The organism is Comamonas granuli NBRC 101663, from assembly GCF_000739995.1.
Lineage (GTDB): Bacteria > Pseudomonadota > Gammaproteobacteria > Burkholderiales > Burkholderiaceae_C > Simplicispira > Simplicispira granuli.
In genome coordinates, this window is the sequence record NZ_BBJX01000005.1 from 141,241 (window position 1) to 163,445 (window position 22,205).

The window sequence follows — 22,205 nt, forward strand, 5'->3', positions numbered from 1 at the left end:
CACCCAGAATGACACGCCAGTATTTCGGCACCGACGGCATCCGCGGCACCGTGGGCCAGCCCCCCATCACACCCGATTTCGTGCTGCGCCTGGGCCACGCCGTGGGCCGGGTGCTGCGCCGCAGCGAGGAGCGCCCCACGGTGCTCATCGGCAAGGACACACGCATCTCGGGCTACATGCTCGAATCGGCGCTGGAGTCGGGCCTGAACTCCGCCGGGGCCGACGTGGTGCTGCTCGGCCCCTTGCCCACGCCGGGGGTGGCCTACCTCACGCGCGCCCAGCGCGCCAGCCTGGGGGTGGTCATATCGGCCAGCCACAACCCGTATGCGGACAACGGCATCAAGTTCTTCAGCGCCACGGGCTGCAAGCTGCCCGATGCCTGGGAGCAGGCCGTGGAAGCCGCCCTGGGCGAGCCCCCGGTGTGGGCCGATTCCGCCGCCTTGGGCAAGGCGCGGCGCCTGGACGATGCCGCCGGGCGCTACATCGAATTTTGCAAAAGCACCTTCGCCAGCGACCTCACGCTCAAGGGCCTGCGCATCGTCGTCGATGCGGCGCACGGCGCGGCCTACCAGATCGCCCCCAAGGTCTTTCACGAGCTGGGCGCCGACGTGGTCGCCATCGGCTGCGCGCCCGACGGCTTCAACATCAACCACGAGGTCGGGGCCACCCACCCCGATGCACTGGTGCGCGCCGTGCGCGCCAACCATGCGGACTACGGCATTGCCCTGGACGGCGACGCCGACCGCCTGCAAATGGTCGACGCCAGCGGCCGCCTGTACAACGGCGACGAGCTCTTGTACCTGCTGGTGCGCGAGCGCATGGGGCGTGACGAGGTCGTGCCCGGCGTGGTCGGCACGCAGATGACCAATATGGCCGTGGAGCTGGCCCTGCGTGCGCGCGGCGTCCAGCTCGTGCGCGCCAAGGTGGGCGACCGCTATGTGCTCGAAGAGCTGCAGCGCCATGGCTGGCTGCTGGGCGGCGAGGGTTCGGGCCATTTGCTCGCGCTGGACAAACACACCACGGGCGACGGCCTGATCAGCGCGCTGCAGGTGCTGCAAAGCTGCGTGCGCAGCCAGCGAGGCATGGCCCAGCTCCTCGAAGGCGTGGAGCTGTTCCCGCAGGTGCTGGTCAACGTGCGCCTGCGGGCAGGGCAGGACTGGCGCGCCAATGTGCGCCTGGCGCAGGAGACCGCGGCCGTCGAGGCGCAGTTGGGCGATGCGGGCCGCGTGCTCATCCGCGCCAGCGGCACCGAGCCGCTCTTGCGCGTGATGGTCGAGGCGCGCGACCTGGCCCAGGCCAGCGCCAGCGCCGAGCACCTGGCGCGCGTGGCACGCGAGGGCTGAGCGCCCACAGGCTCAGGAGGAGGCCGCAGCCAGCCGCTGGCGCAGGCGCGGCCACAGCAGGTTCAGCGCCAGGCCGCCGATCACCAGGCCCGCGGCCAGCAGCTTCCAGCCGGGCAGCGGCTCGTGCAGCCACAGGGCCGAGCTGCCCATGCCGAACACCGGGATCAGCAGCGCCATGGGCGTGATGGTGGCGGCCGGGTAGCGCACCAGCAGCCAGCCCCAGGCGGCGTAACCGAACAGGCTGTTGCCCACGGCCTGCCAGGCCACGGCGGCCCAGGCGCTGGCGTCGGCGTGCAGCAGCGCGTGGCGCACGGGGCCCCAGCCCTCCTGCCACAGCGTGAGCAGCAGCAGCGGCGGCACGGCAAACAGGCTCGACCACACCACATAGGCCAGCATGTTCACGCGCCCGGCCTGACGCGACACCATATTGCCCCCGGCCCACGACAGCGCGGCCAGCAGGATGAGCGCCAGCCCGCCCGGGGTGGCGCTGCCGTCGGTGTGAAAAACAATGACGCCAATGCCCGCCGCCGCCAGCGCCAGCGACACCCCCTGCACCGGCAGGGCGCGTTCGCCCGAGAGCCACATGGCCAGCCCGATGGTGAAGAACACCTGCGTCTGCACCACCAGCGACGCCAGGCCCGGGGAGATCAGCCCGTTCATGGCCACGTACATCAGCCCGAACTGCCCCACGCCGATAAACAGGCCGTAGGCCGCCAGATTGCGCCAGCGCACCGCCGGCCGGGGAATCAGAAATATGGCCGGCAGCGTCACCGCCACAAAGCGCAGCGTGGCGAACAGCAAGGGCGGCATCTGCCCCAGCCCCAGCTTGATGACCACGAAGTTGCTGCCCCATACAGCCACCACCGCCAGGCCCAGCAGGAAGTGGCGCAGCGACAGGGTGGTGGGCATGGTGTGCGGGAGGGGTGCACACGCGGGGCAGGGCGCGTGCTGCGGGGCAAAAGCGCGAGTGTAACGGGCCTAGGCCCGGTGCGGTGCGCCCAGGGGCGCGGGGCTTTGCAGCAGGGCCAGCATCTCGCGCCCCCAGGTGATCTCGCCCTCTTCGTAGAGGATGCCCTTCTTCAGGATCATGTGCTGTATGGCCTGGGCGCGCGTGAGCGGCCGGCCGGGGGCGAAGTCGTGCGCCTCGATGTGGCGGTAGTGCGCGAGCTGCTGCATGTGCAGGGACAGGTGGCGTTGCAGTTCGGGCGCCAGGTCCACTTCGTCCAGTACCGCATCGGCGCGCAGCTTGACGGTGAAGGCGTCGCGCAAGTCCATGGGCGGCGTGGGCTCGGCCGCCCAGCGCGCCAGCTCCCGGCGGCCTGCGGGCAGCACGCGGTAGTGCTTTTTGCGCGTCTTGCCGGCGTCGGGCGGCACGAAGCCCTCGATCCAGCCCGCGGCCTCCATGCGCGCCAGCTCGCGGTAGATCTGCTGGTGCGTGGCGTGCCAGAAATAGCCGATGGACTTGTCGAAGCGCCTCGCCAGGTCGTAGCCCGAGGTGGTTTTTTCCAGCAGCGAGGTCAGGACGGCGTGCGGCAGCGACATGGCGCGCAGTCTATAGCGGGTATTCCATGACTGCAACCAGTTGCATAGATAAAAGAACGACCGTACACTTTTGTGCAACTGGTTGCATAGTGCGCCGTTACCCCGACCACGCAAAGGACACCCCATGACCACCGCTGCCGCACCTTTTCCCCACATGCTCGCCCCGCTGGACCTGGGCTTCACCACCCTGAAAAACCGCGTGCTCATGGGCTCCATGCACGTGGGGCTGGAGGAGGCGCCCAACGGCTTCGAGCGCATGGCCGCCTTCTACGCCGAGCGCGCGCGCGGCGGCGTGGGCCTGATCGTGACGGGCGGCATCGCCCCCAACGACCGTGCCCGGCCCATGCCCGGCGGCGCAGCCATGACCACGCAGGCCGAGGCCGACAAGCACAAGATCGTGACCCAGGCCGTGCACGAGGCGGGCGGCAAGATCTGCATGCAGATCCTGCACTTCGGCCGCTACGCCTACCACCCCGAGCTGGTGGCGCCCAGTGCCCTCAAGGCCCCCATCAGCCCCTTCCGCCCGCATGCGCTCACGACCGAAGAAGTCAGGCAGACCGTGGAGGACTACGCCAACGCCGCCGTGCTGGCGCAAAGCGCGGGCTACGACGGGGTGGAGATCATGGGTTCCGAGGGCTACCTCATCAACGAATTCATCGCCGCGCAGACCAACCAGCGTGACGACGAGTACGGCGGCAGCTACGAGAACCGCATCCGCTTTGCCCTGGAGATCGTGCGCCGCACGCGCGAGCGCGTGGGCCAGAACTTCATCATCATCTTCCGCCTGTCCATGCTCGACCTGGTCGAGGGCGGCTCCACGCAGGACGAAGTGGTGCAGCTCGCCCAGGCGTTGGAGCAGGCCGGGGTGACCATTCTCAACACCGGCATCGGCTGGCACGAGGCGCGCATCCCCACCATCGCCACCAAGGTGCCGCGCGCGGCCTTTGCCTGGGTCACGCAGCAGCTCAAGGGCAAGGTGGGCATTCCGCTGGTGGCCACCAACCGCATCAACACGCCCGAGGTGGCCGAAGAAGTGCTCGCTAAGGGCCAGGCCGACATGGTGAGCATGGCACGCCCCTTCCTGGCCGACCCGGAGTTCGTCAACAAGGCGGCAGCGGGGCGCTCGCAGGACATCAACACCTGCATCGGCTGCAACCAGGCCTGCCTGGACCACACCTTTGGCGGCAAGATCACCTCCTGCCTGGTCAACCCGCGTGCCTGCCACGAAACCATCCTCGTGCCCCTGCCGCTGCCGCGCAAGGAGCGCGTGGCCGTGGTCGGCGCAGGTCCGGCTGGCCTGGCCTTCGCCACCGAGGCCGCCGGGCGCGGGCTGGACGTGACCCTGTTCGATGCGGCCGGCGAGATTGGCGGTCAGTTCAACGTGGCCAAGCAGATTCCGGGCAAGGAGGAGTTCTACGAGACCCTGCGCTACTTCGGTGAGCGCCTGAAGCAGACCGGCGTGACCGTGAAGCTGGGCCAGCGCGTCAGCGCCGAGGACCTGGTTCAGCAGGGCTTCCAGCAGGTCGTGCTGGCCACGGGCATCACCCCGCGCCTGCCTGAGATCGAGGGCGTCGGCCACCCCAAGGTGCTGGGTTACCTGGATGTGCTGCGGGACAAGAAGCCGGTGGGCAAGACCGTGGCCATGATCGGCGCGGGCGGCATCGGCTTTGACGTGAGCGAATACCTGCTGCACGAGGGCACCAGCCCCAGTCTGGACAAGGCCAAGTTCTTCGCCGAATGGGGCGTGGACACCACCGGCAGCACGCGCGGCGGCCTCAAGCCGGCGCACATCGGCGCAGTGCCGCGCAAGGTCTACCTGCTGCAGCGCAAGACCAGCAAGGTGGGCGAGGGCCTGGGCAAGACCACCGGCTGGATCCACCGCACGGGCCTGAAGAACCGCGGCGTGGAGATGATCCCCGGCGTGCAGTACCGCCGCATTGACGACGCGGGCCTGCACATCACCGTGGGCGACAAGGACATGACCCTGCCGGTGGACAACGTCATCGTCTGCGCCGGCCAGGACCCCAACCGCGAGCTGCAGGCGGCACTCGAAGCGCAGGGCGTGCGCGTGCACCTGATCGGCGGCGCCGACAAGGCGGCCGAGCTGGACGCCAAGCGCGCCATCAAGCAGGGCACCGAGCTGGCCCTGCGCATGGACCTGAGCCCCGCCCCTGCAGCCGCGGCGCAGGCCGCGCCCGCAGCATCGCACCAGGCACCGCCTGCCGTGCAGGCCAGCCTGAAGGCCTGGCACGCCATGGTGGCGGCGGGCGACCTGAGCGAGCTGCCCAGCATCGTGCACCGCAAGGCAGTGTTCCGCTCGCCCATGGCGCACACGCCGTACCCCAGCGCCCAGGCGGTGCAAGTCATCCTGAGCACGGTGGTCCAGGTGTTCGAGGATTTCACCTACCACCGCCAGTACACCAGCGAGGACGGCATGAGCGCCATCCTGGAGTTCAGCGCCAAGGTCAACGGCAAGGAGCTCAAGGGCATCGACCAGATCCGCTTCGACGAGGACGGCAAGATCGTGGACTTCGAGGTCATGGTGCGCCCCATGAGCGGCCTGCAGGCCCTGGGCGAGGAGATGGCCACGCGCCTGGCGCCCTACATCGCCATGATGAAGGGCGCCAAGGGTTGAAAATACTATTGATTTGATAGCTGTTGGCGCTTATCCAGAAAGCGCTGCGGCCCAAAAACACTTGAAATTGGAGTTGCCCATGCCGACCTTTGAAACCCTGAGCGTCACGCTGCAGGACCACATCGCCACCGTGCGCCTGAACCGGCCGGAAAAGGCCAATGCCATGAATACCGCCATGTGGCAGGAGATCCGCCAGGCCTTCGACTGGGTGGACGCCACCCCCGAGGCCCGCGTGGCCGTGCTGCAGGCCGAGGGCAAGTACTTCACGGCTGGCATCGACCTGCAGATGATGATGGGATTGGGCGCCCATGTGGCCGACGACTGCGAAGGCCGCATGCGCGAGAAGCTGCGCCGCCTCATCCTCGACCTGCAGGACACCCTCACCAGCCTGGAGCGCTGCCGCAAGCCCGTGCTCGCCGCCATCCACGGCGGCTGCATCGGCGGCGGCATCGACCTCATCACCTGCGCCGACATGCGCTACGCGAGCAGCGACGCGAGCTTCACCATCAAGGAGATCGACATCGGCATGGTGGCCGACGTGGGCACGCTGCAGCGCCTGCCCAAGCTCATTGGCCAGGGCATCACGCGCGAGCTGGCGTACACCGGCCGCGTCTTCGGCGCCGAGGAGGCGCAGCAGATCGGCCTGGTCAACCGCGTGTTCCCCACGCGCGAGGCGCTCTACGCCGGGGTGCAGGAGATTGCCGCCAGCATCGCCGCCAAGTCGCCGCTGTCCATCCGCGGCACCAAGGAAATGCTCAACTACGCGCGCGACCACAGCGTGGCCGACAGCCTGAACTACATCGCCACCTGGAACGCCGCCATGCTGCAGAGCCAAGACCTCATGCAGGCCATGACGGCCCACATGGCGAAAAAGACGCCGAGCTTCAAGGACTGACCAGCGCTGCACGCGCCGCCTGCTGCACGCACTGGCCCAGGCGCTCCAGCGCGGGCAGGGGCAGGGTGGCCCACTGCCAGTACAGGGGCACGTCCAGCGGGCGGCCCGGCAGCAGCTCCACCAGCCGGCCGCTCTGCAGGTGCCCCTGCACCAGGTGCCAGGGGTTCATGCCCCAGCCGATGCCGGCCAGGCAGGCATCGACAAAGGCCTGGGTCGAGGGCAGGCGGTGCGCCGCCAGCGGCACCTCCTTGCGCACGGCGCGGCGCACCCAGCGCTGCTGCAGGCGGTCGTTGCGGTCGAACACCAGGCTCGGGGCCTGCGCCAGCGCGGCGGGGCTCACGCCCTGCGCAAACCAGCGCTGCACATACGCGGGCGAGGCCGTGGCCAGGTAGCGCAGCCCGCCCAGCTTGCGGCTGCGGCAGCCCTGGATGGGCTGCGCCAGCGAGGTCACGGCGCCCAGCACATGGCCGCGGCGCAGCCAGTCGCCGGTGTGGTCCTGGTCGTCCACGGCCACGTCCACCAGCGTGTGGTCCTCGGCGCTGAAGGCGTCGAGCGCGGTGATGAACCAGGTGGCCAGGCTGTCGGCGTTGATCGCAATGCGCACCGTGGAGCGCACCAGGCCCGCCTCCTGCCCGCCCACCCAGGGCAGGTCGCGGCGCAGCTCGTCCTCCAGCAGCGCCACCGTCTGCGCATGGCGGCACAGGCGCGCGCCCAGCTCGGTGGGCTCGCAGGGCTGGCCGCGCACCACCAGCACCGCGCCCGCGCGGTCCTCCAGCAGGCGGATGCGCTGCGACACCGCCGAGGGCGTGACGTGCAGCACGCGCGCGGCGCGCTCGAAGCTGCCCTCGCGTGCCACGACGGCCAGGGTGGTGAGCAGGGTGGGGTCGAGCATGGCAGCTTGAGAAATGCTTCACCCAGATTAGCAGAATTTGCTGGCAGGGCGCCGTGGGCCTGCCCATACTGCGCGCCATGCTCCCTCCCGCCGTTCCCGACGCCGCTGCGGCCGCCCCCGTCTTCGCCGCGGGCCTGGGCCTGACGCTGTCGCTCATTGCCGCCATTGGCGCGCAGAACACCTACGTGCTGCGCCAGGGTCTGCGCCGCGAGCATGTGGCGCTGGTGGTGGCCGTGTGCGTGCTGCTCGATGGCGCACTCATGGCGCTGGGCATCAGCGGCCTGGCGGCCTTTCTCGTCCGCAGCCCGGCCTTGCTGCGCGCCGTGGGCCTGCTCGGGGCGGCGGCCCTGGCCTGGTACGCCTGGCAGGCCCTGGGCCGCGCGCTGCAGCCCCAGGCCCTGCAGGCGCAGGCGCAAGGCGCGCGGCAGGCTCCGCGCCGCGTGCTGGCGCAGGTGCTGGGCATCAGCCTGCTCAACCCCCATGTGTACCTGGACACGGTGCTGCTGGTCGGCTCCCTGGGGGCGCAGCAGCCGGCGGGCCTGCAGGGCGTGTTCTGGCTGGGGGCGACCAGCGCCAGCGCGCTGTGGTTTGTGGGCCTGGGTTTTGGCGCGCGCTGGCTCGCCCCGGTGTTTGCGCGGCCGCAGGCCTGGCGCGTGCTGGACCTGGGTGTCGCCGCACTGATGGCCTACCTCGCCTGGGGCCTGGCGGCGCCGCTGCTGTGAAGCCGGCCAGGCCCGAGTCACCGGCGGGACAGTGCGCCTTGCCCCGCAGCGCGCAGGCGCGCTAAGGTGCCCGCATGAGCGATACCCCCCGCCCCGAACACCTGCAGCCCACGGCGTGCATCGACAGCGGCCACAGCGCCGTGCAGGCCTTTGCGCGCCAGCACGCCCAGGGCCAGGACGAGCGCGCGCGCGCCGTGGCCCTGTACCTGGCCGTGCGCGACGGCCTGCGTTACGACCCCTACCGCATCGACCTGACGGAGCACGGCATGCGCGCCAGCACCGCGCTGGCCCAGGGCCATGGCTGGTGCGTGCCCAAGGCCGTGCTGCTGGCGGCGGCCTGCCGAGCGGCGGGCCTGCCGGCGCGGCTGGGCTTTGCCGACGTGCGCAACCACCTGAGCACGGAGCGCATGCGCCAGACCATGCAGACCGATGTGTTCATCTGGCACGGCTATACCGACATCTGGATCGATGGGCGCTGGGTCAAGGCCACGCCGGCCTTCAACATCGAGCTGTGCGAGCGCTTCGGCCTCTTGCCGCTGGAGTTCGACGGCCTGAGCGATTCCCTCTACCACCCCTACGACCGCGCAGGCCAGCGCCACATGGAATACCTGCACCAGCGCGGCGCGCACGACGACCTGCCGCTTGCCGCCATCGTGCAGGACTTTGCCCGCGTCTACGGCCCGGGCATGATGGACCCGGCCGCCTGGCAGGGGGCGAGCTTCCAGGCCGACGTGCAGCAGGAGACCGGTGCATGACGACCGCCCCTACGCCGCCCGCCATTCCCCCGGGCTTTGCGCCCTTTCCCGCCGGGGGGCCGTACATGGACATCAACGGCCCGCTGTACCTGCGGCGCCAGGGGAGCGACGTGCGCTTTGGCCTGCGCGTGCAGCAGCGCCACGTCAACCCCATGGGCAACCTGCACGGCGGCATGATGGCCAGCTTTTGCGACATGCTGCTGCCCCTGTCGGTGCACTACCAGAGCGCGGCCCTGGAAAACCGCTTCCTGCCCACCATCAGCCTGCAGATCGACTACCTGGCGCCCGCCCCGCTGGGCTGCTGGCTCGAAGGCACGGCCCAGCTCCTGCGCGCCACGCGCTCCATGGTGTTTGCCCAGGGCCTGGTCACCGCCGACGGCGTGCCCTGCGCGCGTGCCAGCGGCGTGTTCAAGATCGGGCCGCAGCACGCGCCGGACCTGGCCGGGAGCGCGGCGGTCTGAAGTCCAGGGGCCGCAGCCCTTGCAGCGTGACCCCATCGCCGCCACAGGTGGTGCAGATCGATGACGAAGCTTTGCACGGTGGCCCGTTCGCTGGTGGTGGTGCCGCTCCAGCGCTGGATGACGGCGAGGGCGTTGGGGCTCAAGCCCCGCGCTGGGCGTGCTGGCGCAGACAGGCGGCCAAGGCGTCTTCGGCCAGATCGCCTTCGGCGGCGCTGAGCATGGTGAGCGTGGTGTCGGCCAGGTTGAACGGGCGGGCCAAGGCCTCCCTGGGCAGCCTGTGCTCAGGCGTAGGTATTGAGCTGCGTCCCCAGCGTACCGGAGGTGGCGAGCTGAGGCTGGGGCAGGGACTGCGCCATGGCACCCAGCATGGCAGCAGCGGTGGTTTCTTGCATGTCCAGTGCCTTTTTCAGCACGGCGATGTTGACGGCGTCCGAGTTCCTGGCGCTGGCCATGTGGGTGGCAGTCTGGATGATGGCGTTGGAGAGGGCGACGTCCATGGCAATGGTTTTCGGGCAGGCAATGCCTGAGTATCGGCGCTTGCGGCCGATTCTGTAGCGTTTGGGCTCGGTTATTGGACGTTCGGGGCGTCTTGCCAGCCTACGCGGCCCTGGCCGATGTCGTTGATGCGCTGCACAAAAGCGTGGGCCTGGGCTTGTGGCAGGCGCAGTTGCAGGGCGACGAGGCTGCCGTGCTGGACCTGGAGCAGTACGGCATGGGCGGCGTCGATCTCGCGCCGCAGCAGGCCTTCGAGGGAGTAGGGCACCTGGCAGTGCAGCGTGGCCATGCGCTGCAGCGGCACTTTCTGCGCCGTGAGCAGGGCCTGGGCCACGCTGTCGGTGTAGGCGCGCACCAGGCCGCCCGCCCCCAGCTTGACGCCGCCGAAGTAGCGCACCACGGTGGCCAGCACGCCTTCGAGGTCCTGGTGGCGCAGCACGTCGAGCATGGGGCGCCCGGCCGTGCCGCCGGGCTCGCCGTCGTCCACGGCGGCGGACTGGCCGCCCGCCAGCAGCGCCCAGCAGATGTGGGCGGCGCCGGGGTGCTCCTTCCAGAGTGCGTCCACATGGGCCTGGGCGCTGGCGCGGTCCGCCATGGGCTGCACGCAGCCGATGAAGCGGCTTTTCTTGATGATGAGTTCGCTGTGCGCGGGGGCAGCAAGGGTGTCGGGCATGGGGCCGCTAGCTTACTACCCCTGCCCGGATGGATGCCGGGTGCGGCCGGGCCCGGTGCTCAGCGCGGGGCGGCGCCCTGCACGATGGCCCGCACCAGGTTGCGGCTGTGCGCGCCGAAGTGGCGCATCAGGGTGGCGATGCTGCCTTCCAGCGCGGCCTGGGCCTGGGGGCCCTGGCGCGCGACTTCGGCCATGAGGTCGATGCCGCCGGCGTGCACGCCGAAGTCAAAGCCCGGGTCGTCCACGTAGCCCTTGGGCACGGTGGCCACCATTTGCGCGGTCACGGCCTCGCCCAGGCCGTGCGCTTCGCGGGACACGGTGTCGCGCAGGCTGGCGTCGGTCCAGGGGCCGTAGTGCGCGTCGGTGCTGGTGTCGCGCAGGGCCTGCTCCAGGGGGCTGGCCCGGCGCGTGCGGGCGTTGGCCTGGATCATCTGGCTTTCGTAGCGCTCGAGCACGAAGTGGCGGTTGGACAGCAGCACGATCATGTCGTTCTTGCCCCCGGGCAGGCCCATGAGCGCGAGCAACTGGATGGCTATGAGCCGCGCCGGCGAGTAGCCCGGTGCCAGGCTGGCGTGGTAGGGCTGCGTCAGGTCCTGCACGTAGTGCAGCGCCAGCCCCGCAAAGCGCCAGCCCCAGTAGGGGTGGCCGCTCTGGAAGGCCAGCTCCGACAGGCCCTGGTACTGGTGCAGGCGCAGAAGCGGGTAGGTGCGCTTGAGAAAGCCCGCCGCGGCGTAGATCAGCGGCGACTCGTGGTGGTAGGCCATGTGGAAGGGCGCCTGCGTCGCGAAGTCCAGGCTGGGGTTGCCGAAGGGGATCTTGCCGAAGCCGTATTGCGGCCCCCAGGTGGAGGGGCTGTCTTCCCAGAGGTTGAGGTCCATGCCGTAGTCGGGCTCGTCACTGGCCGATGCGAGCACGGCCAGCGGCGCCACGCGCTCGCCGGGCTGCAGGCGCACGAAGCGGTGCTTCTCGCCGTCCTTCTCGCGCAGGGGCAGGGCGTTGACCTCGTCGTGCGCCATGGGCGCGCCCTGCGGCGCGGGGCCCCAGGGGTCGGGCTGCACGTAGAGCGCCAGGCGGCTCTCGGGCGAGACGCGCAGCGCCATCAAAAAGGCCTTGCGCAGCGCCTGCGGGCCCTGGCTGGCCACGGCCGGGTCGAAGCGCAGCGCCGCGGGCAGGGGCGGGTAGTGCGCGATGTGCTGCTGCGCCCAGGCGTCCTGCGCGGCCAGCAACTGGGCAATGGGCTGGGCCTGGGCGGCCAGAAAGGCTTCCAGCGGCTCGGCGGGCACGGCCGGGGCCTGGGCCACCTCGGGCAGCACCTCGAAGGCGCGGTAGGCCGCCAGCGCATGGTTGCTCCAGGCCCATGCGGGGGCGGCGGTGGTCAGGGCCAGCGTGGCGGCAAGCAAAAGGCGTTTCATGGGCGTGTGCGGGTTCAGTCCGTGGAAGGGTAGCCGGTGATGGCGCGGATGTCGCGGTACAGCGGCTGCAGGCGATCGTACATGCGGCAGTACACGCGCCGGTAGAGCTGCTCGTAGGTGTGCGCATGCGCGGGCTCGGGCAGGAACACCTGGCCGGTGCGCGCCATGGCGCGCACGGCGCTGGCAAAGTCGGGGTGCAGCCCCAGGCCCACGCTGGCGATGATGGCCGCGCCCAGGCCGCTGGTTTCGTACAGGTGCGGGCGCTCGCAGGGCAGGTTGAAGATGTTGGCGGTGATCTGCATGGCCGCGTCGCTCTGCGAGCCGCCGCCTGACACGCGCACGCGCTCGATGCGCGCGCCGCCGCGCTTTTCGATGCGCTCCTTGGCCTCGCGCAGCGCGTAGGCCAGGCCTTCGAGAATGGCGCGGTACAGGTGGGCGCGGGTGTGCACGTCGCCAAAACCAATCACGGCACCCTTGGCTTCGGGGCCGGGCACCTTGATGCCGGGGTTCCAGAAGGGCTGCAGCATCAGGCCCTGCGCGCCGGGGGGCACAGCGTTGACCAACTCGTCGAACAGGCTTTCGGGCGGCACGCCGCGCTCCTCGGCCAGGCGCTGCTCATGCTGGCCGAACTGCTCCTTGAACCAGCTCACCATCCAGAAGCCGCGCGTGATCTGCACCTCGGTGTTGTAGTGGCCCGGCACCGCCGCCTGGTAGGGCGGGATGAAGGGCGTGGCCTCCAGGTAGCGCGGCGTGGTGGTGTTGATGGTGGCGGCGGTGCCGTAGGACAGGCAGGCGATCTCGGGCGTGAGGCAGCCCGCGCCGATCACCTCGCAGGCCTTGTCGGCAGCGCCCGCCACGATGGGCAGCCCGGCGGGGATACCGGTGTCCTGCGCGGCCTGGGGCGTGATGGCGCCAATCACCGTGCCCGCAGCCACCAGCTCGGGCAGCATGGACGGGCGCACGGGCAGGGCGTGCCACTTCCAGTCGTGCGGCGGCGCCCAGTGGCCTTTTTTGTAGTCGAACGGCACATAGCCGACCTGCGAGGCCACCGAATCGACCATGCGCCCCGCCAGGCGCCAGTGCAGGTAGCCCGAGAGCAGCAGGAACTTGTCGGTGCGCGCCCACAGATCGGGCTGGTGCTGGGCGATCCAGTTGGCCTCGGCCTCGCGCTGGAAGTGGCGCACCGTGTCGCGCATGCCGATGGCGGCAAATGCCGCCTCCCACCACCAGGGCAGGCGCGGAGCCTGATCGGCGCGGCGCTGATCCAGCCAGATCATGGAGGGGCGCAGCGGCCGCCCGTCAGCGTCCAGCGACACCGTGGTGCCGCGCTGCGTGGTGACGACCACGCCCGCAATCGATTCCTTGGGCACCGAGGAGCTGGCCCACAGGCGCTGGCAGGCCTGGCACAGGGTCTGCCAGAAGGCCTCGGGGTCGTTCTCCATCCAGCCGGGTTGGGGGGACTGGTAGGTGGTGATGGGCACCTGCGCTTTGTCCACCAGGTTGCCGTGCAGATCGAACAGCAGGGCCCGCACGCTCTGGGTGCCGTTGTCGATGGTCAGCAGGTAGGGCTTGGTCATGGGGTCTCCTGGGGTCGGACGCTATTGTTTTGATAGCTTTTTGCGCAATATGGATAAGCGCTAGAGGCCAATTCTGTTTAAATCTGGTAACTGGTAGTGGGTAGTGACCAGTGCGCGGTAGCGACCGATTTCCGTGTCCCAGCGCGCATCGCTCCATCCCAGGTGGGGCGCGCAGAGCTGGCGAATGCGCTCCAGCAGCGCCAGCGCGCCCTGCGGCAGCAGAATGCCCAGCCGCGTGCGGCGCAGCAGCAGGTCGTCCAGGTGCTCCACCGCTTCGTGGCGGGCGGCCAGGGGCAGCTCGATCCACAGCGTCTGCGTGCCGGGAATGCACTCCAGGTCTTGCGCGCGGGCATCCGCGCACAGATCGGCGGCCAGGCTGCCGTAGCGCGCCTGCAGGCGCTGGCGCACGGCGGGGCTCCAAAGGGGAGGCAAGGGCGGGGCGGGGGTGAACAGCGGCGCGTCGCTGCGCGCAAAGGGCTTGCCCACATGTGGCGCGGCCAGGGTCAGCGCGTCTTGCGCCATGGGGCGGAAGGTGGTGAGCTTGCCGCCGGTCAGGGTGATGAGGCCCGCTTCATCGCGCACCACATGGTCGCGCGTGGCCTTGGAGGCATCTTTCTGACCATCGTCGAGCACCGGGCGTACACCGGCGTAGCAGGCGCTGATGTCCGCCGGTGCGAGGCGCGCGCCGGGGAACTGGTCGTTCACGGCGTCCAGCAGATAGCCCACCTCGGCCGGGTTGATGCGTGCCTCGGCGTCCAGCGGCTCGCGGTGGTCCAGGTCGGTGGTGCCGATGAGCGTGGCGCCTTCCCAGGGGTAGAGGAACACTGGCCGCCCGTCGTGCGGGTGCATGAAGCTGATGCTTTGCGCCACCGGCAGGCGCCAGAAGGGCACGACCAGGTGGCTGCCGCGCAGCGGGCGCAGCAGGGGCGGGGCGCCCGTGCCGCTGCGCAGCCGGTCGGCCCAGGCGCCGGTGGCATTGACCACGCAGCGTGCGCGCACGCTGTAGCGCTGCCCGTCCAGGGCGTCTTGCAGCTCCAAGCCTGCCACACGGCCTTGTTCGATCGTCAGCCCCTGGGCCGCCAGGTAGTTGAGTGTGGTGGCGCCCAGCCGCCGTGCCTCCTGCAGCACGCGCAGCACCAGGCGGGCGTCGTCGGTCTTGGCGTCCTGGAAGACGAGCGCGCCGCGCAGGCCAGGGGGCGCCAGGCCGGGCGCCAGCATCTGCGTGGCGGCCAGGTCGGCGTGGAAGTGGCCGCCCCGCGAGCGGCGGTTTCCGGCCATCAGGTCGTACACCACCAGGCCGGTCTGCATGAGCCAGCGGCTGGGCTTGCGGCCCGCGCAGTCCGCAAACAGAAAGCTCTGCGGCTCCACCAGGCCGGGTGCCTCGCGCAGCAGGCGATTGCGTTCGCGCACCGAATGCAGGGTGGTCTTGAGGTCGCCTTCCTTTAGGTAGCGCAGCCCGCCGTGTACCAGTTTGGACGAGCGGCTGGACGTGCCCCAGGCAAAGTCGCGCTGCTCCACCAGCAGTACGCGCCAGCCCTGCGCGGCGGCCTGCTGTGCCACGCCCGCGCCGGTGATGCCGCCGCCGATGACGACCAGATCCCACTCCCGCCCGGAAAGCCCTGCCAGCGCCTGGGCGCGTGGCGGGAAGGCGCCGTTCAGTCCCTCCATGGCCCGCCATCCTGCAAGAGCTTGCCAGGGTTCATGATGCCGTGCGGGTCGAACTGGCGGCACAGCCCGGCCAGCGTTGCCATGCCCAGCGGGCCTTTCTCCTGCGCCAGGTGCGTGGCGTGGTCGCGCCCCACGCCGTGCTGGTGGCTCACGGTGCCGCCGTGCGCGGCAATCTGCGCGGCCACGGCTGTTTTGAGCGCGCGCCAGCGTTCAAAGTTGGGCGCAAAGCCGCCGGGTGCGGTGGGCCACACGTACTGCGCATAGATGCTGCTGCCCTGCGGGTACACATGCGACAGGTGGGTGAAGGCGTGCACCGGGGTGCCGAAGGGCACGAAGGCGTCGCGCGCGGCCTGTTCCATGGCCAGCATCAGCGGCTTGACCTGGGGCCAATCAACGGCGGTTTCGATGGTGTCCACGCTGTAGCCCAGGTCCCACAGGGTGTTGCGCAGGTAGGGGCCACGGAAGCGGTTGGCCGCCCATTTGCTGCCCAGGGCCGGGCCGATGTACACCGCGCCATGCCGCGCCAGCAGCTTGCGCGCGGCGCGCAGCGCGTGGCGTGCGGTGGCGGGGTCGGCGGTCACGCCCAGGGTCAGCAGGCATTTGCCCTGGCCGCAGCCGCGCCAGCCCAGGTAACGCTCCAGCAGGGCGATCTGGCGCTCATGGCCCGCCAGGCGCAGGTTGGTTTCGGTTTCGGTGCCGTTGGACAGGCGCAGCATGGACAGCGGCAGGCGCTGCTGCACCAGCGCGCGCACGGCGGCCTCGGCGGCGTCCCAGTCGGGCAGGAAGAGGGCGTGAAAGCTCTCGTGCCCCGGCAGGGGCGACACGCGCACGGCGGCTTCGGTCAGCACGCCCAAGCGCCCTTCGGAGCCGAGTACGATCTCGCGCAGGTCGGGCCCGGCGCTGGCGGCGGGCAGGGTGGGCAGGGCGAGCGTGCCCACTGGCGTCTCCATGCGGCCGCCGGCAAAAAGCTGTTCGATGCGCCCGTAGCGCAGCGACTGCTGGCCGCTGGAGCGCGTGACCACCCAGCCGCCCACGGTGGAGTATTCGAACGACTGCGGGAAATGCCCCAGCGTATAGCCTTGCGCGCGCAGTTGCGACTCCACCAGCGGTCCTGGCGTGCCCGCGCCGAAGGTGGCGAGCTGGCTGGTCTTGTCCAGGTGCAACAGGCGGTTCATGCGGCCCAGGTGCAGGGAGAGGATGGGCCGATCGCCCGCCGGGCAGTCCAGGTGGCCCGACACGCTGGTGCCGCCCGCGAAGGGAATCACCACCCAGCGCTGTGCATGCGCCAGGTCCAGCAGGGTGCGCACCTGCTCGCCCGACTCCGGGAAAGCCACGCCATCGGGCACCGGCGGCAGGTGGCCCAGGCGCTTGCGGATCCAGTCGGCATAGCTCTCGCCCCAAGCCACGGGGAGACGGGCCTCGGGGCTGCGGTCGATCAGCGGGTGCTCGGGCAGGCGCGAGGGCGGGATGCGCGCCAGCAGGTCTTCGCGTCGTGCGTCCTGCCCGGGGTGGCCCGGGCCGAGCCGCTCGGCCAGCATGGCGCGGGCGCCTTCGCCCAGGTTCATCGCGGTGGCGTCGTCGCCCCAGCCGTTCCAGCGTCGCATGACATACTCCCAACAATGGGCGCTACTGTAGGGATGGGGCGCCCGACTGCCATTCCGCAATGCCGCCAACCGATTGTTCCATCACGCCAAACATGCCCGCGCCCCGGGTCGTGGCGCCCTATGCGCGCACGCTGTGGGACGCCGCGCGCACTGAGGGCGTGCCCGCCGCCGCCCTGGCGCAGGCCCTGGGCCAGCACGCGCCGGGCGAGGACGACATGCCCGTCGCCACCTACCTCGCCCTGCTGCAGCAGGCGCTGGCGCATGCCGGGCCGGGATTTGGCTGGCGCTTGGGGCAAAGTGTCAAGCCCACCACCTACGGCGTCAACGGCATCCTGCTGCTGGCCTGCCCCACGCTGGGCGAGGCGCTGGCGCAGGTGCTGCGGTTCGAGTCGCTGGTGCACGACCTGGGGCGCTCGTCCTTCGCGCGCCAGGGCGACACCGTGGAGTACGCCTGGGCCAACCACTGGCCCGACCACCCGGCGGCGGCTGCGCTGGCCGAGTCGGTGTTCGCGGGCATCCAGACCTGCGCGCAGTGGCTGGTGGGCCAGCCCATCCACGGTTTTGTGCTGGAGTTTGCCCACACACGCGACGAGGCCACGGCCCAGGCCATCGCCCAGGCCAGCGGCGCGCAGCTGCGCTGGGGCGGTGCGGCGCACCGCACCGTCTTTCCCGCCGCGCTGCTGGACCTGCCCATTCCCCAGGCCAACAAGGCCCTGCTGCCGCTGCTGCAAAACCATGCCGACGAACTGCTGCAGGCGCGCCACCCGCGCGACACCGGCATCGTGGCCCAGGTGCGCCAGCGCATCTCGGCCCGGCTGGGGCAGGGTGCCGTCAAGCTGGCCGACGTGGCCGATGACCTGCACCTGTCCACCCGCACCCTGCAGCGCCGCCTGATGGATGCCGGCGTGGCCTACCAGGCCCTGCTGGACGCCACGCGCCATGAGCTGGCCTGCCATTACCTGGCCCATTCGGACATGCCCATCACCGAGGTCGGCTACCTGCTGGGCTATCAGGAGCCCTCGGCGTTCCACCACGCCTTCAAGCAGTGGCAGGGGCAGGGGCCGGGGCAGTACCGCGGCCGGGCGCGGCGGTCGGGCTGAGGCGCGCCATGTGACGTCCGTCACGTCCGGGAGCATCGGGTGGCTGGCGCGGGCGCCTGGAAGCCTGGAGATGTGCGTCCTGTCACATGCCGGTTGGCCTTGCTTTCCTACACTGGACTCCAGCCAGGCACATACGCCGTCGTTCAAGCCCCACTCTGCACTGGAGGACTGTCACCATGTTTGCAAGCCATCTTGTCATGCCGTTCCAGGAGCCACTGACCAGCCACGTGTGGGGCCGGTTCATGGGGCGCACCCTACCGGCAGGCCCGCCGGGCAGCGCCCCGGCCGCAGGCGGTGTCGCCGAGGCCGCGCCCGCGCGGCTGGCGGACGAGGAGCCGGATCTGGCGCAGCGCGTGCGGGAACTGGGCGAGTGGTGAGTCTGCGCCCCGTGCTGGGGCAGCGCAGGCCGGCCCTGCGGGCGCCAGGGGTTCAGGTCTTTGGCGGCTTGCCGGAGGCCATGAAGGCGATCAGCGCCATGCGCATGGCTTCTTCGACGGACATGTCCACCGGCACCGTCCAACTGCGGGGCACAAACACGGTGTACCCGCCGATCATGTAGCCCATGGGCAGATAGACGGCCACCTGGTCGTCCAGAGCGCCCAGGCCCCGGGGCAGGCCCTTCATGCTCTGGCGTGTGACCAGGCCGATGATGCCCAGCTCGTGGCCTGGCATCTTGAGCAGCACGACCTGTTGCGCGTCGTGCTCGTGGGGCGCGAAATAGTCGGCAAAGTTCTTGAGCGACGAGTAAATGCTTTTGACCACCGGCAGGTTGGTGAAAGGCAGCTCCACCCAGGACAGCAGGCGCGAGCTGATCGGCAGCGACACCAGCACGCCCAGCGCCAGGATCAGCATCGCGCCCAGGGCGATGCCCAGACCGGGCAGGTAGAACTCCCCGACGATGGGGCGGATCAGGGCCATGGCCAGGCCTTCGATCCAGGTGACGAAGAGAATCAGCACATAGACCGTGAGGGCAATGGGCAGGAAAGCGATCAGGCCACGGAAGAAGTACTGGGAGATGCGTTTCATGGTGGTTCGGGCGCCGCTGCGGGGGGGTGGATTCCAGCATAGCAGTGGCGCAGGGCCAATAGGGCCGCCATCCCTGCCCGCATGGCCGCCCACCGGCTTTCGCAGGAGCCGTTCTCCAGGCTGATACGGTCCGTGATGGGATAGCGGGCACCGCGCAGCGTTGTGGGGCTTATTCCGCCATGCCCTTGCCCGATGCCACGAACGCGATCAGGGCCGTGCGCAGCGCCGGCTTGTGGTGGGGGCTGATGGACAGGTGCGAGCTCAACCCGAAGACCGGGCCGACGCCGCGGACGAAGTCCTGAGCGGCGGAGGTCGTCAAAAAAGATAGCTGCTTGCGCTTATTCTGAAAGGGATTCAGGTATTTTTGTGTTTGAAAGCCTTGTGTGGCAAGCGGCGGCGACTATCGTTCTCGAACCATGCTGGCCGGTGTCGGCGCGATGAATGGCTCTGGCATGGCTCCATCGGCTGTGGTGCGCCGTCCCAGTGTGGCGCGAAAGAAATAGCCGCATGGCGGTGGACCCATGCAGCCTTGTCAGGAAGCAGATCCATAGGGAGTGAACTGGCTGCGGTTTTCGTCCACGGCGAGAGAGCGCCCCACGTAAGGAAATGCGCGCTGAGGGCAGTTTTCGCGCTCGCAGACCTTGCAGCCCATGCCGATGGGGGTGGCCGCCTCCGGGTCCTGCAGGTCCAGCCCCTGGGCATAGACCAGGCGCTGCGCGTGGCGAATGTCGCAGCCCAGGCCGATGGAGAAGTTCTTGCCCGGTGCGCCGTAGCCGCGCTGGCCGCCCGAGACGGTGCGTGCAATCCACAGGTAGCGCCGCCCGTCTGGCATGGAGGCGATCTGGCGCAACACGCGCTCGGGCTGGCTGAATGCCTCATACACGTTCCACAGCGGGCAGGTGCCGCCGGTGCGGCTGAAGTGGAAGTGCGTGGCCGACTGGCGCTTGCTGATGTTGCCCGCCCGGTCCACGCGCACCAGAAAGAACGGCACTCCCGGTGCGTCGGTACGTTGCAGCGTGGAGAGGCGATGGCAGACGGTTTCAAAGCCTACGCCAAAGCGCTGTTGCAGCAGCTCGATGTCGTAGCGCAGCGACTCGGCGGCGGCAAGAAAAGCGCCATAGGGCAGCAGCAGCGCCCCGGCGTAGTAGTTTGCCAGCCCGACGCGAGCGAGTTTGCGCGCGGGCTCGCCGGCCTGCGCCAGGAAGGGTTCGTCCAGGCAGCGCAGGAAGGTTTCTTCCTGCTCCAGCAGCGCCAGTTGCGTGGCCAGCTCAAAGGCTTGCTGGGCGGGCGTCAAGCCGTCGGCCAGCATCAAGGTGCGCGTGCCGGGGTCGAAGCGGCGTTTGCTGCCCCCTGCCGCGTCGCCGCTTTGCACGCTTACACCGTGGCTGGTGTGCAGGCGCTGCACCAGCCAGGGTGCCAGGGCACCGCTGGCCAGGCGGGGGGCTTGCGCGGCCAGGGCTTCGGCGGCGCGGTCTACGCTGTCCACATAGTTCCTGTGTGCGAAGAAGAAGTCGCGCACCACCTCGTAAGGCATGGCTGGGGCCAGCGCGGCCTGGCTGCGCCCGTCTCCCAGGCGCAGCGCCAGGGTTTCGATGCGCTCCTGGGCCTGCTGGCGTTGCTGCTGGAGCGCCACGATGGCCTGGCCCAGCGCAGGCATTTGCGTTACCACCTGCTGCAGTTCGGGCAGGGGTACGGGGGTGGGGGCGTCGGCCAGAGCCTCGCGCAGGGCAGCCAGCAGGCGCGCCTCCTCGTCTTCGGAGAACTGCTGGATGTCCACTCCCAGCACGCGGTGCAGCTTGAGCAGCACCTGCACGGTCAGCGGGCGCTGGTTCTGCTCGATCTGATTGAGGTAGCTGGGGGAGATTTCCAGCGCTTGCGCCAGCGCCGTCTGCGACAGGCCGCGCTCGGCGCGCAGGCTGCGCAATTTGACGCCCATGAAGATCTTTTTCATTTTTAGATCAAATTGGCCTGAAGGCTTTGTGTGGCAACCGCGGAGAGCTATCGAAAGAGAAGCAAGAGAAAGAACGGCGGCGCTTTCGGGCGGCAGACTTCAAAATGCATTTTATTTGCAAAATTGGCAAGCCCAGCGGTTGCTTTCCCGTCTTTGTATTGATCGAAGAAAGCGAATTTTGCGAAATTATCAGGTTCGCCGCAGTCCCGGCGGCCACCGCCAACTGCATGGGCCGCCTTGCGCACGTCAGCGAGGGGGGGGTAGGGGGCGCGCTCTGAACCCAGACGCTGCGCAGTCCTCTCCATGCATTTGATCCACAGCTCCCAAAAAAACACCATAGGTAGTGATTCGATGATGGGCGAAACACTATATAGTCGGCATGTCGGTAGTTGCTCCATGATCCGGAGTGACTTGAAAAGGGAATCTGGTGCAAGTCCGGAACTGCCCCGCAGCGGTAAGCGGAAACGAAATGTCTCAATGGCACTGGGTCTTCAAGGCCTGGGAAGCGGGGCAAAGTAGGTGTGCCCGAGTCAATCAGGTACGTGTCCGCACAGTCCGAAGACCTGCCGACACACCTGGCAGCCGCTGGTTCGTCTTGTGACGAGATGACGCAGCGCCGCAGGTGCGGGTGCATGCTTTCGCGGGAGAGCGCGCTGCCAGTCCGGAACGGTCCGGTGATGTGCAGTTGCCGCGCGAGTTCACGCTCGGTTGCGAGCTCGTTCTGCAGTACGGCGCGATCGAGCTCGACGTGGATTTCAAGCTCGTCCTGTGCAATTTTCTGGATCGCTTTGCCAATGGGCTGGAACAGGCCCGTGTCGCAAATGGCAAAGGTAATGGCAAAGCTCGCCATGAACTGGATGCGTTCCATGCACAGTAGCGCCACGATGGTCATGAACACCGCGTTGTAGGTGGCTTGGTCATTGGGTAACTGGCCGATCGCGTATTTGTGCGAGGCCTCGTAGCCGACGGCAAAGGCGCGCGCCACTTCGCTCAGGCGGTCGTGTGCTTCCTGAACACGCAGGATCTCATCCAGGATGACACTGGGGTCGTCGAACGAATTGCGCACGATCTCGGAGTAGGTGGCGGCGTGCACCACCTCGTTGTCGGAGATGCGTTGCCAAGCGGCCCAAAGCTCGCTGGACGTGATGAAGGGCGCGAGCACCGGGGCGATGGCGCGCGAAGCCACCGAGTCGGCCTCCCACTGCCAGGCCAGGGTCTTGATCATCATGTCGTAGGTGGCACGTGAGCAGGACTTGAACTCGGCATTGCAGGAGGAGTAGTCGAACTCGTTCTCGTCCCAGTCGAGCGATTTCTGCGCCTTGTACAGCTTCCAGATCTCGGGGTAGTGGCGATTGACGGTATCGAACAGCCCGGGGCGCTGGCCCAGCAGCAGCGAGGGCTTTTGGTAGTCGGTCTTGTCGTAGTTGAAGACGGTATCGGTCATGGTCGTAATC

At 69.1% G+C, this 22,205-nt stretch carries 22 protein-coding genes, 2 pseudogenes and 1 riboswitch; of the genes and pseudogenes, 10 read left to right on the top strand and 14 right to left on the bottom strand.

Annotation, left to right across the window (positions count from 1 at the left end):
• The first annotated feature begins 8 nt into the window (after nt 1–8).
• Nucleotides 9–1,343, top strand: coding sequence for a phosphoglucosamine mutase (gene glmM, locus CGR01S_RS06235; protein WP_042423923.1), 1,335 nt, complete (start codon nt 9–11; stop codon nt 1,341–1,343).
• Nucleotides 1,344–1,355: 12 nt separating this feature from the next.
• Here the strand turns inward: glmM and CGR01S_RS06240 are convergent, their stop codons facing one another.
• Entirely contained in the window at nt 1,356–2,252 is an 897-nt protein-coding gene (locus tag CGR01S_RS06240) for an EamA family transporter (protein ID WP_042423927.1), read from the bottom strand.
• A 69-nt stretch (nt 2,253–2,321) separates the two neighbouring features.
• Nucleotides 2,322–2,885, bottom strand: coding sequence for a PadR family transcriptional regulator (locus tag CGR01S_RS06245; RefSeq protein ID WP_042423931.1), 564 nt, complete (start codon nt 2,883–2,885; stop codon nt 2,322–2,324).
• Nucleotides 2,886–3,009: 124 nt separating this feature from the next.
• Between CGR01S_RS06245 and CGR01S_RS06250 the strand changes: the two are divergent.
• The 3 genes and pseudogenes from CGR01S_RS06250 to CGR01S_RS06255 all read left to right on the top strand — a co-directional run.
• Nucleotides 3,010–5,031: pseudogene (locus CGR01S_RS06250) on the top strand (oxidoreductase); the annotation flags it as partial.
• 6 nt (nt 5,032–5,037) lie between these two features.
• The gene (locus tag CGR01S_RS17060; protein ID WP_281174255.1) at nt 5,038–5,520 is read left to right on the top strand and encodes a nuclear transport factor 2 family protein; all 483 of its coding nucleotides are present in this window, start codon (nt 5,038–5,040) and stop codon (nt 5,518–5,520) included.
• 79 nt (nt 5,521–5,599) lie between these two features.
• On the top strand, nt 5,600–6,415 hold the full coding sequence (locus tag CGR01S_RS06255) for a crotonase/enoyl-CoA hydratase family protein (protein WP_042423936.1): 816 nt from the start codon (nt 5,600–5,602) through the stop codon (nt 6,413–6,415).
• Here CGR01S_RS06255 and CGR01S_RS06260 read toward each other — a convergent pair.
• Nucleotides 6,405–7,307: a LysR family transcriptional regulator ArgP gene (locus tag CGR01S_RS06260; protein WP_042423939.1), complete on the bottom strand. Its 903-nt coding sequence runs from the start codon at nt 7,305–7,307 to the stop codon at nt 6,405–6,407. The two genes, CGR01S_RS06255 and CGR01S_RS06260, sit on opposite strands and share 11 nt — an antisense overlap.
• A gap of 77 nt (nt 7,308–7,384) precedes the next feature.
• Here CGR01S_RS06260 and CGR01S_RS06265 point away from each other — a divergent pair, with 77 nt between their 5' ends.
• The 3 genes from CGR01S_RS06265 to CGR01S_RS06275 all read left to right on the top strand — a co-directional run bounded on the left by CGR01S_RS06265 (nt 7,385) and on the right by CGR01S_RS06275 (nt 9,245).
• Nucleotides 7,385–8,029 (top strand): LysE/ArgO family amino acid transporter, encoded by a 645-nt coding sequence (locus tag CGR01S_RS06265; RefSeq protein ID WP_042424605.1) that lies wholly within the window; start codon nt 7,385–7,387, stop codon nt 8,027–8,029.
• A 74-nt stretch (nt 8,030–8,103) separates the two neighbouring features.
• Nucleotides 8,104–8,784 carry a transglutaminase-like domain-containing protein gene (locus CGR01S_RS06270; RefSeq protein WP_042423943.1) on the top strand — a complete coding sequence of 227 codons (681 nt, stop codon included), beginning with the start codon at nt 8,104–8,106 and terminating at the stop codon, nt 8,782–8,784.
• On the top strand, nt 8,781–9,245 hold the full coding sequence (locus CGR01S_RS06275) for a PaaI family thioesterase (RefSeq protein WP_042423946.1): 465 nt from the start codon (nt 8,781–8,783) through the stop codon (nt 9,243–9,245). The genes CGR01S_RS06270 and CGR01S_RS06275 overlap by 4 nt, the downstream gene beginning before the upstream one ends.
• 281 nt (nt 9,246–9,526) lie before the next feature.
• Here the strand turns inward: CGR01S_RS06275 and CGR01S_RS06285 are convergent, their stop codons facing one another.
• The 6 genes from CGR01S_RS06285 to CGR01S_RS06310 form a co-directional block, all read right to left on the bottom strand.
• A complete protein-coding gene (locus tag CGR01S_RS06285) occupies nt 9,527–9,742 on the bottom strand; it encodes a YjfB family protein (RefSeq protein ID WP_042423954.1) in 216 nt (71 codons plus the stop codon).
• Between the two features lie 71 nt (nt 9,743–9,813).
• On the bottom strand, nt 9,814–10,413 hold the full coding sequence (locus CGR01S_RS06290) for an IMPACT family protein (RefSeq protein ID WP_042423956.1): 600 nt from the start codon (nt 10,411–10,413) through the stop codon (nt 9,814–9,816).
• Between the two features lie 59 nt (nt 10,414–10,472).
• The gene (locus tag CGR01S_RS06295; protein ID WP_042423958.1) at nt 10,473–11,825 is read right to left on the bottom strand and encodes a phospholipase C/P1 nuclease family protein; all 1,353 of its coding nucleotides are present in this window, start codon (nt 11,823–11,825) and stop codon (nt 10,473–10,475) included.
• Nucleotides 11,826–11,839: 14 nt separating this feature from the next.
• Nucleotides 11,840–13,402, bottom strand: a complete 1,563-nt coding sequence (locus CGR01S_RS06300) for an FGGY-family carbohydrate kinase (RefSeq protein ID WP_042423960.1) — start codon at nt 13,400–13,402, stop codon at nt 11,840–11,842.
• Nucleotides 13,403–13,462: 60 nt separating this feature from the next.
• On the bottom strand, nt 13,463–15,070 hold the full coding sequence (locus tag CGR01S_RS06305) for a glycerol-3-phosphate dehydrogenase/oxidase (protein ID WP_042423961.1): 1,608 nt from the start codon (nt 15,068–15,070) through the stop codon (nt 13,463–13,465).
• A complete protein-coding gene (locus CGR01S_RS06310; RefSeq protein ID WP_042423963.1) occupies nt 15,058–16,674 on the bottom strand; it encodes an FAD-binding oxidoreductase in 1,617 nt (538 codons plus the stop codon). Before CGR01S_RS06310 ends, CGR01S_RS06305 begins: the two co-directional genes overlap by 13 nt.
• 92 nt (nt 16,675–16,766) lie before the next feature.
• Between CGR01S_RS06310 and CGR01S_RS06315 the strand changes: the two genes are divergently transcribed.
• Entirely contained in the window at nt 16,767–17,774 is a 1,008-nt protein-coding gene (locus CGR01S_RS06315; RefSeq protein WP_052382510.1) for an AraC family transcriptional regulator, read from the top strand.
• A 176-nt stretch (nt 17,775–17,950) separates the two neighbouring features.
• Nucleotides 17,951–18,151: a hypothetical protein gene (locus tag CGR01S_RS06320; RefSeq protein WP_042423968.1), complete on the top strand. Its 201-nt coding sequence runs from the start codon at nt 17,951–17,953 to the stop codon at nt 18,149–18,151.
• A 52-nt stretch (nt 18,152–18,203) separates the two neighbouring features.
• On the opposite strand, the gene CGR01S_RS06325 is transcribed toward CGR01S_RS06320, so the two are convergent.
• The 4 genes from CGR01S_RS06325 to CGR01S_RS16625 all read right to left on the bottom strand — a co-directional run bounded on the left by CGR01S_RS06325 (nt 18,204) and on the right by CGR01S_RS16625 (nt 21,089).
• Complete coding sequence (locus CGR01S_RS06325; RefSeq protein WP_042423970.1) at nt 18,204–18,800, bottom strand: DUF502 domain-containing protein; 597 nt, start codon at nt 18,798–18,800, stop codon at nt 18,204–18,206.
• A gap of 169 nt (nt 18,801–18,969) precedes the next feature.
• Entirely contained in the window at nt 18,970–19,119 is a 150-nt protein-coding gene (locus CGR01S_RS16620; protein ID WP_156967508.1) for a hypothetical protein, read from the bottom strand.
• Nucleotides 19,120–19,332: 213 nt separating this feature from the next.
• Entirely contained in the window at nt 19,333–20,751 is a 1,419-nt protein-coding gene (locus tag CGR01S_RS06330; RefSeq protein WP_042423971.1) for a short-chain fatty acyl-CoA regulator family protein, read from the bottom strand.
• Between the two features lie 47 nt (nt 20,752–20,798).
• Nucleotides 20,799–21,089, bottom strand: a complete 291-nt coding sequence (locus CGR01S_RS16625; RefSeq protein ID WP_156967509.1) for a hypothetical protein — start codon at nt 21,087–21,089, stop codon at nt 20,799–20,801.
• A gap of 28 nt (nt 21,090–21,117) precedes the next feature.
• Nucleotides 21,118–21,336, top strand: a riboswitch (cobalamin riboswitch).
• 43 nt (nt 21,337–21,379) lie between these two features.
• Here CGR01S_RS16625 and CGR01S_RS17065 point away from each other — a divergent pair.
• The gene (locus CGR01S_RS17065) at nt 21,380–21,628 is read left to right on the top strand and encodes a hypothetical protein (RefSeq protein WP_245616763.1); all 249 of its coding nucleotides are present in this window, start codon (nt 21,380–21,382) and stop codon (nt 21,626–21,628) included.
• Here the strand turns inward: CGR01S_RS17065 and CGR01S_RS17255 are convergent.
• Nucleotides 21,533–22,195, bottom strand: a pseudogene (locus CGR01S_RS17255) (ribonucleotide-diphosphate reductase subunit beta); the annotation flags it as partial. The gene CGR01S_RS17065 and the pseudogene CGR01S_RS17255 overlap by 96 nt on opposite strands.
• Nucleotides 22,196–22,205: the final 10 nt, after the last annotated feature.

Coding starts and splice junctions, on each gene's coding strand:
- glmM (WP_042423923.1), top strand. CDS start 9: ATGACACGCCAGTATTTCGGCACCGACGGCATCCGCGGCACCGTGGGC.
- CGR01S_RS06240 (WP_042423927.1), bottom strand. CDS start 2,252: ATGCCCACCACCCTGTCGCTGCGCCACTTCCTGCTGGGCCTGGCGGTG.
- CGR01S_RS06245 (WP_042423931.1), bottom strand. CDS start 2,885: ATGTCGCTGCCGCACGCCGTCCTGACCTCGCTGCTGGAAAAAACCACC.
- CGR01S_RS17060 (WP_281174255.1), top strand. CDS start 5,038: ATGGACCTGAGCCCCGCCCCTGCAGCCGCGGCGCAGGCCGCGCCCGCA.
- CGR01S_RS06255 (WP_042423936.1), top strand. CDS start 5,600: ATGCCGACCTTTGAAACCCTGAGCGTCACGCTGCAGGACCACATCGCC.
- CGR01S_RS06260 (WP_042423939.1), bottom strand. CDS start 7,307: ATGCTCGACCCCACCCTGCTCACCACCCTGGCCGTCGTGGCACGCGAG.
- CGR01S_RS06265 (WP_042424605.1), top strand. CDS start 7,385: ATGCTCCCTCCCGCCGTTCCCGACGCCGCTGCGGCCGCCCCCGTCTTC.
- CGR01S_RS06270 (WP_042423943.1), top strand. CDS start 8,104: ATGAGCGATACCCCCCGCCCCGAACACCTGCAGCCCACGGCGTGCATC.
- CGR01S_RS06275 (WP_042423946.1), top strand. CDS start 8,781: ATGACGACCGCCCCTACGCCGCCCGCCATTCCCCCGGGCTTTGCGCCC.
- CGR01S_RS06285 (WP_042423954.1), bottom strand. CDS start 9,742: ATGGACGTCGCCCTCTCCAACGCCATCATCCAGACTGCCACCCACATG.
- CGR01S_RS06290 (WP_042423956.1), bottom strand. CDS start 10,413: ATGCCCGACACCCTTGCTGCCCCCGCGCACAGCGAACTCATCATCAAG.
- CGR01S_RS06295 (WP_042423958.1), bottom strand. CDS start 11,825: ATGAAACGCCTTTTGCTTGCCGCCACGCTGGCCCTGACCACCGCCGCC.
- CGR01S_RS06300 (WP_042423960.1), bottom strand. CDS start 13,402: ATGACCAAGCCCTACCTGCTGACCATCGACAACGGCACCCAGAGCGTG.
- CGR01S_RS06305 (WP_042423961.1), bottom strand. CDS start 15,070: ATGGAGGGACTGAACGGCGCCTTCCCGCCACGCGCCCAGGCGCTGGCA.
- CGR01S_RS06310 (WP_042423963.1), bottom strand. CDS start 16,674: ATGCGACGCTGGAACGGCTGGGGCGACGACGCCACCGCGATGAACCTG.
- CGR01S_RS06315 (WP_052382510.1), top strand. CDS start 16,767: ATGCCCGCGCCCCGGGTCGTGGCGCCCTATGCGCGCACGCTGTGGGAC.
- CGR01S_RS06320 (WP_042423968.1), top strand. CDS start 17,951: ATGTTTGCAAGCCATCTTGTCATGCCGTTCCAGGAGCCACTGACCAGC.
- CGR01S_RS06325 (WP_042423970.1), bottom strand. CDS start 18,800: ATGAAACGCATCTCCCAGTACTTCTTCCGTGGCCTGATCGCTTTCCTG.
- CGR01S_RS06330 (WP_042423971.1), bottom strand. CDS start 20,751: ATGAAAAAGATCTTCATGGGCGTCAAATTGCGCAGCCTGCGCGCCGAG.
- CGR01S_RS16625 (WP_156967509.1), bottom strand. CDS start 21,089: ATGGTGTTTTTTTGGGAGCTGTGGATCAAATGCATGGAGAGGACTGCG.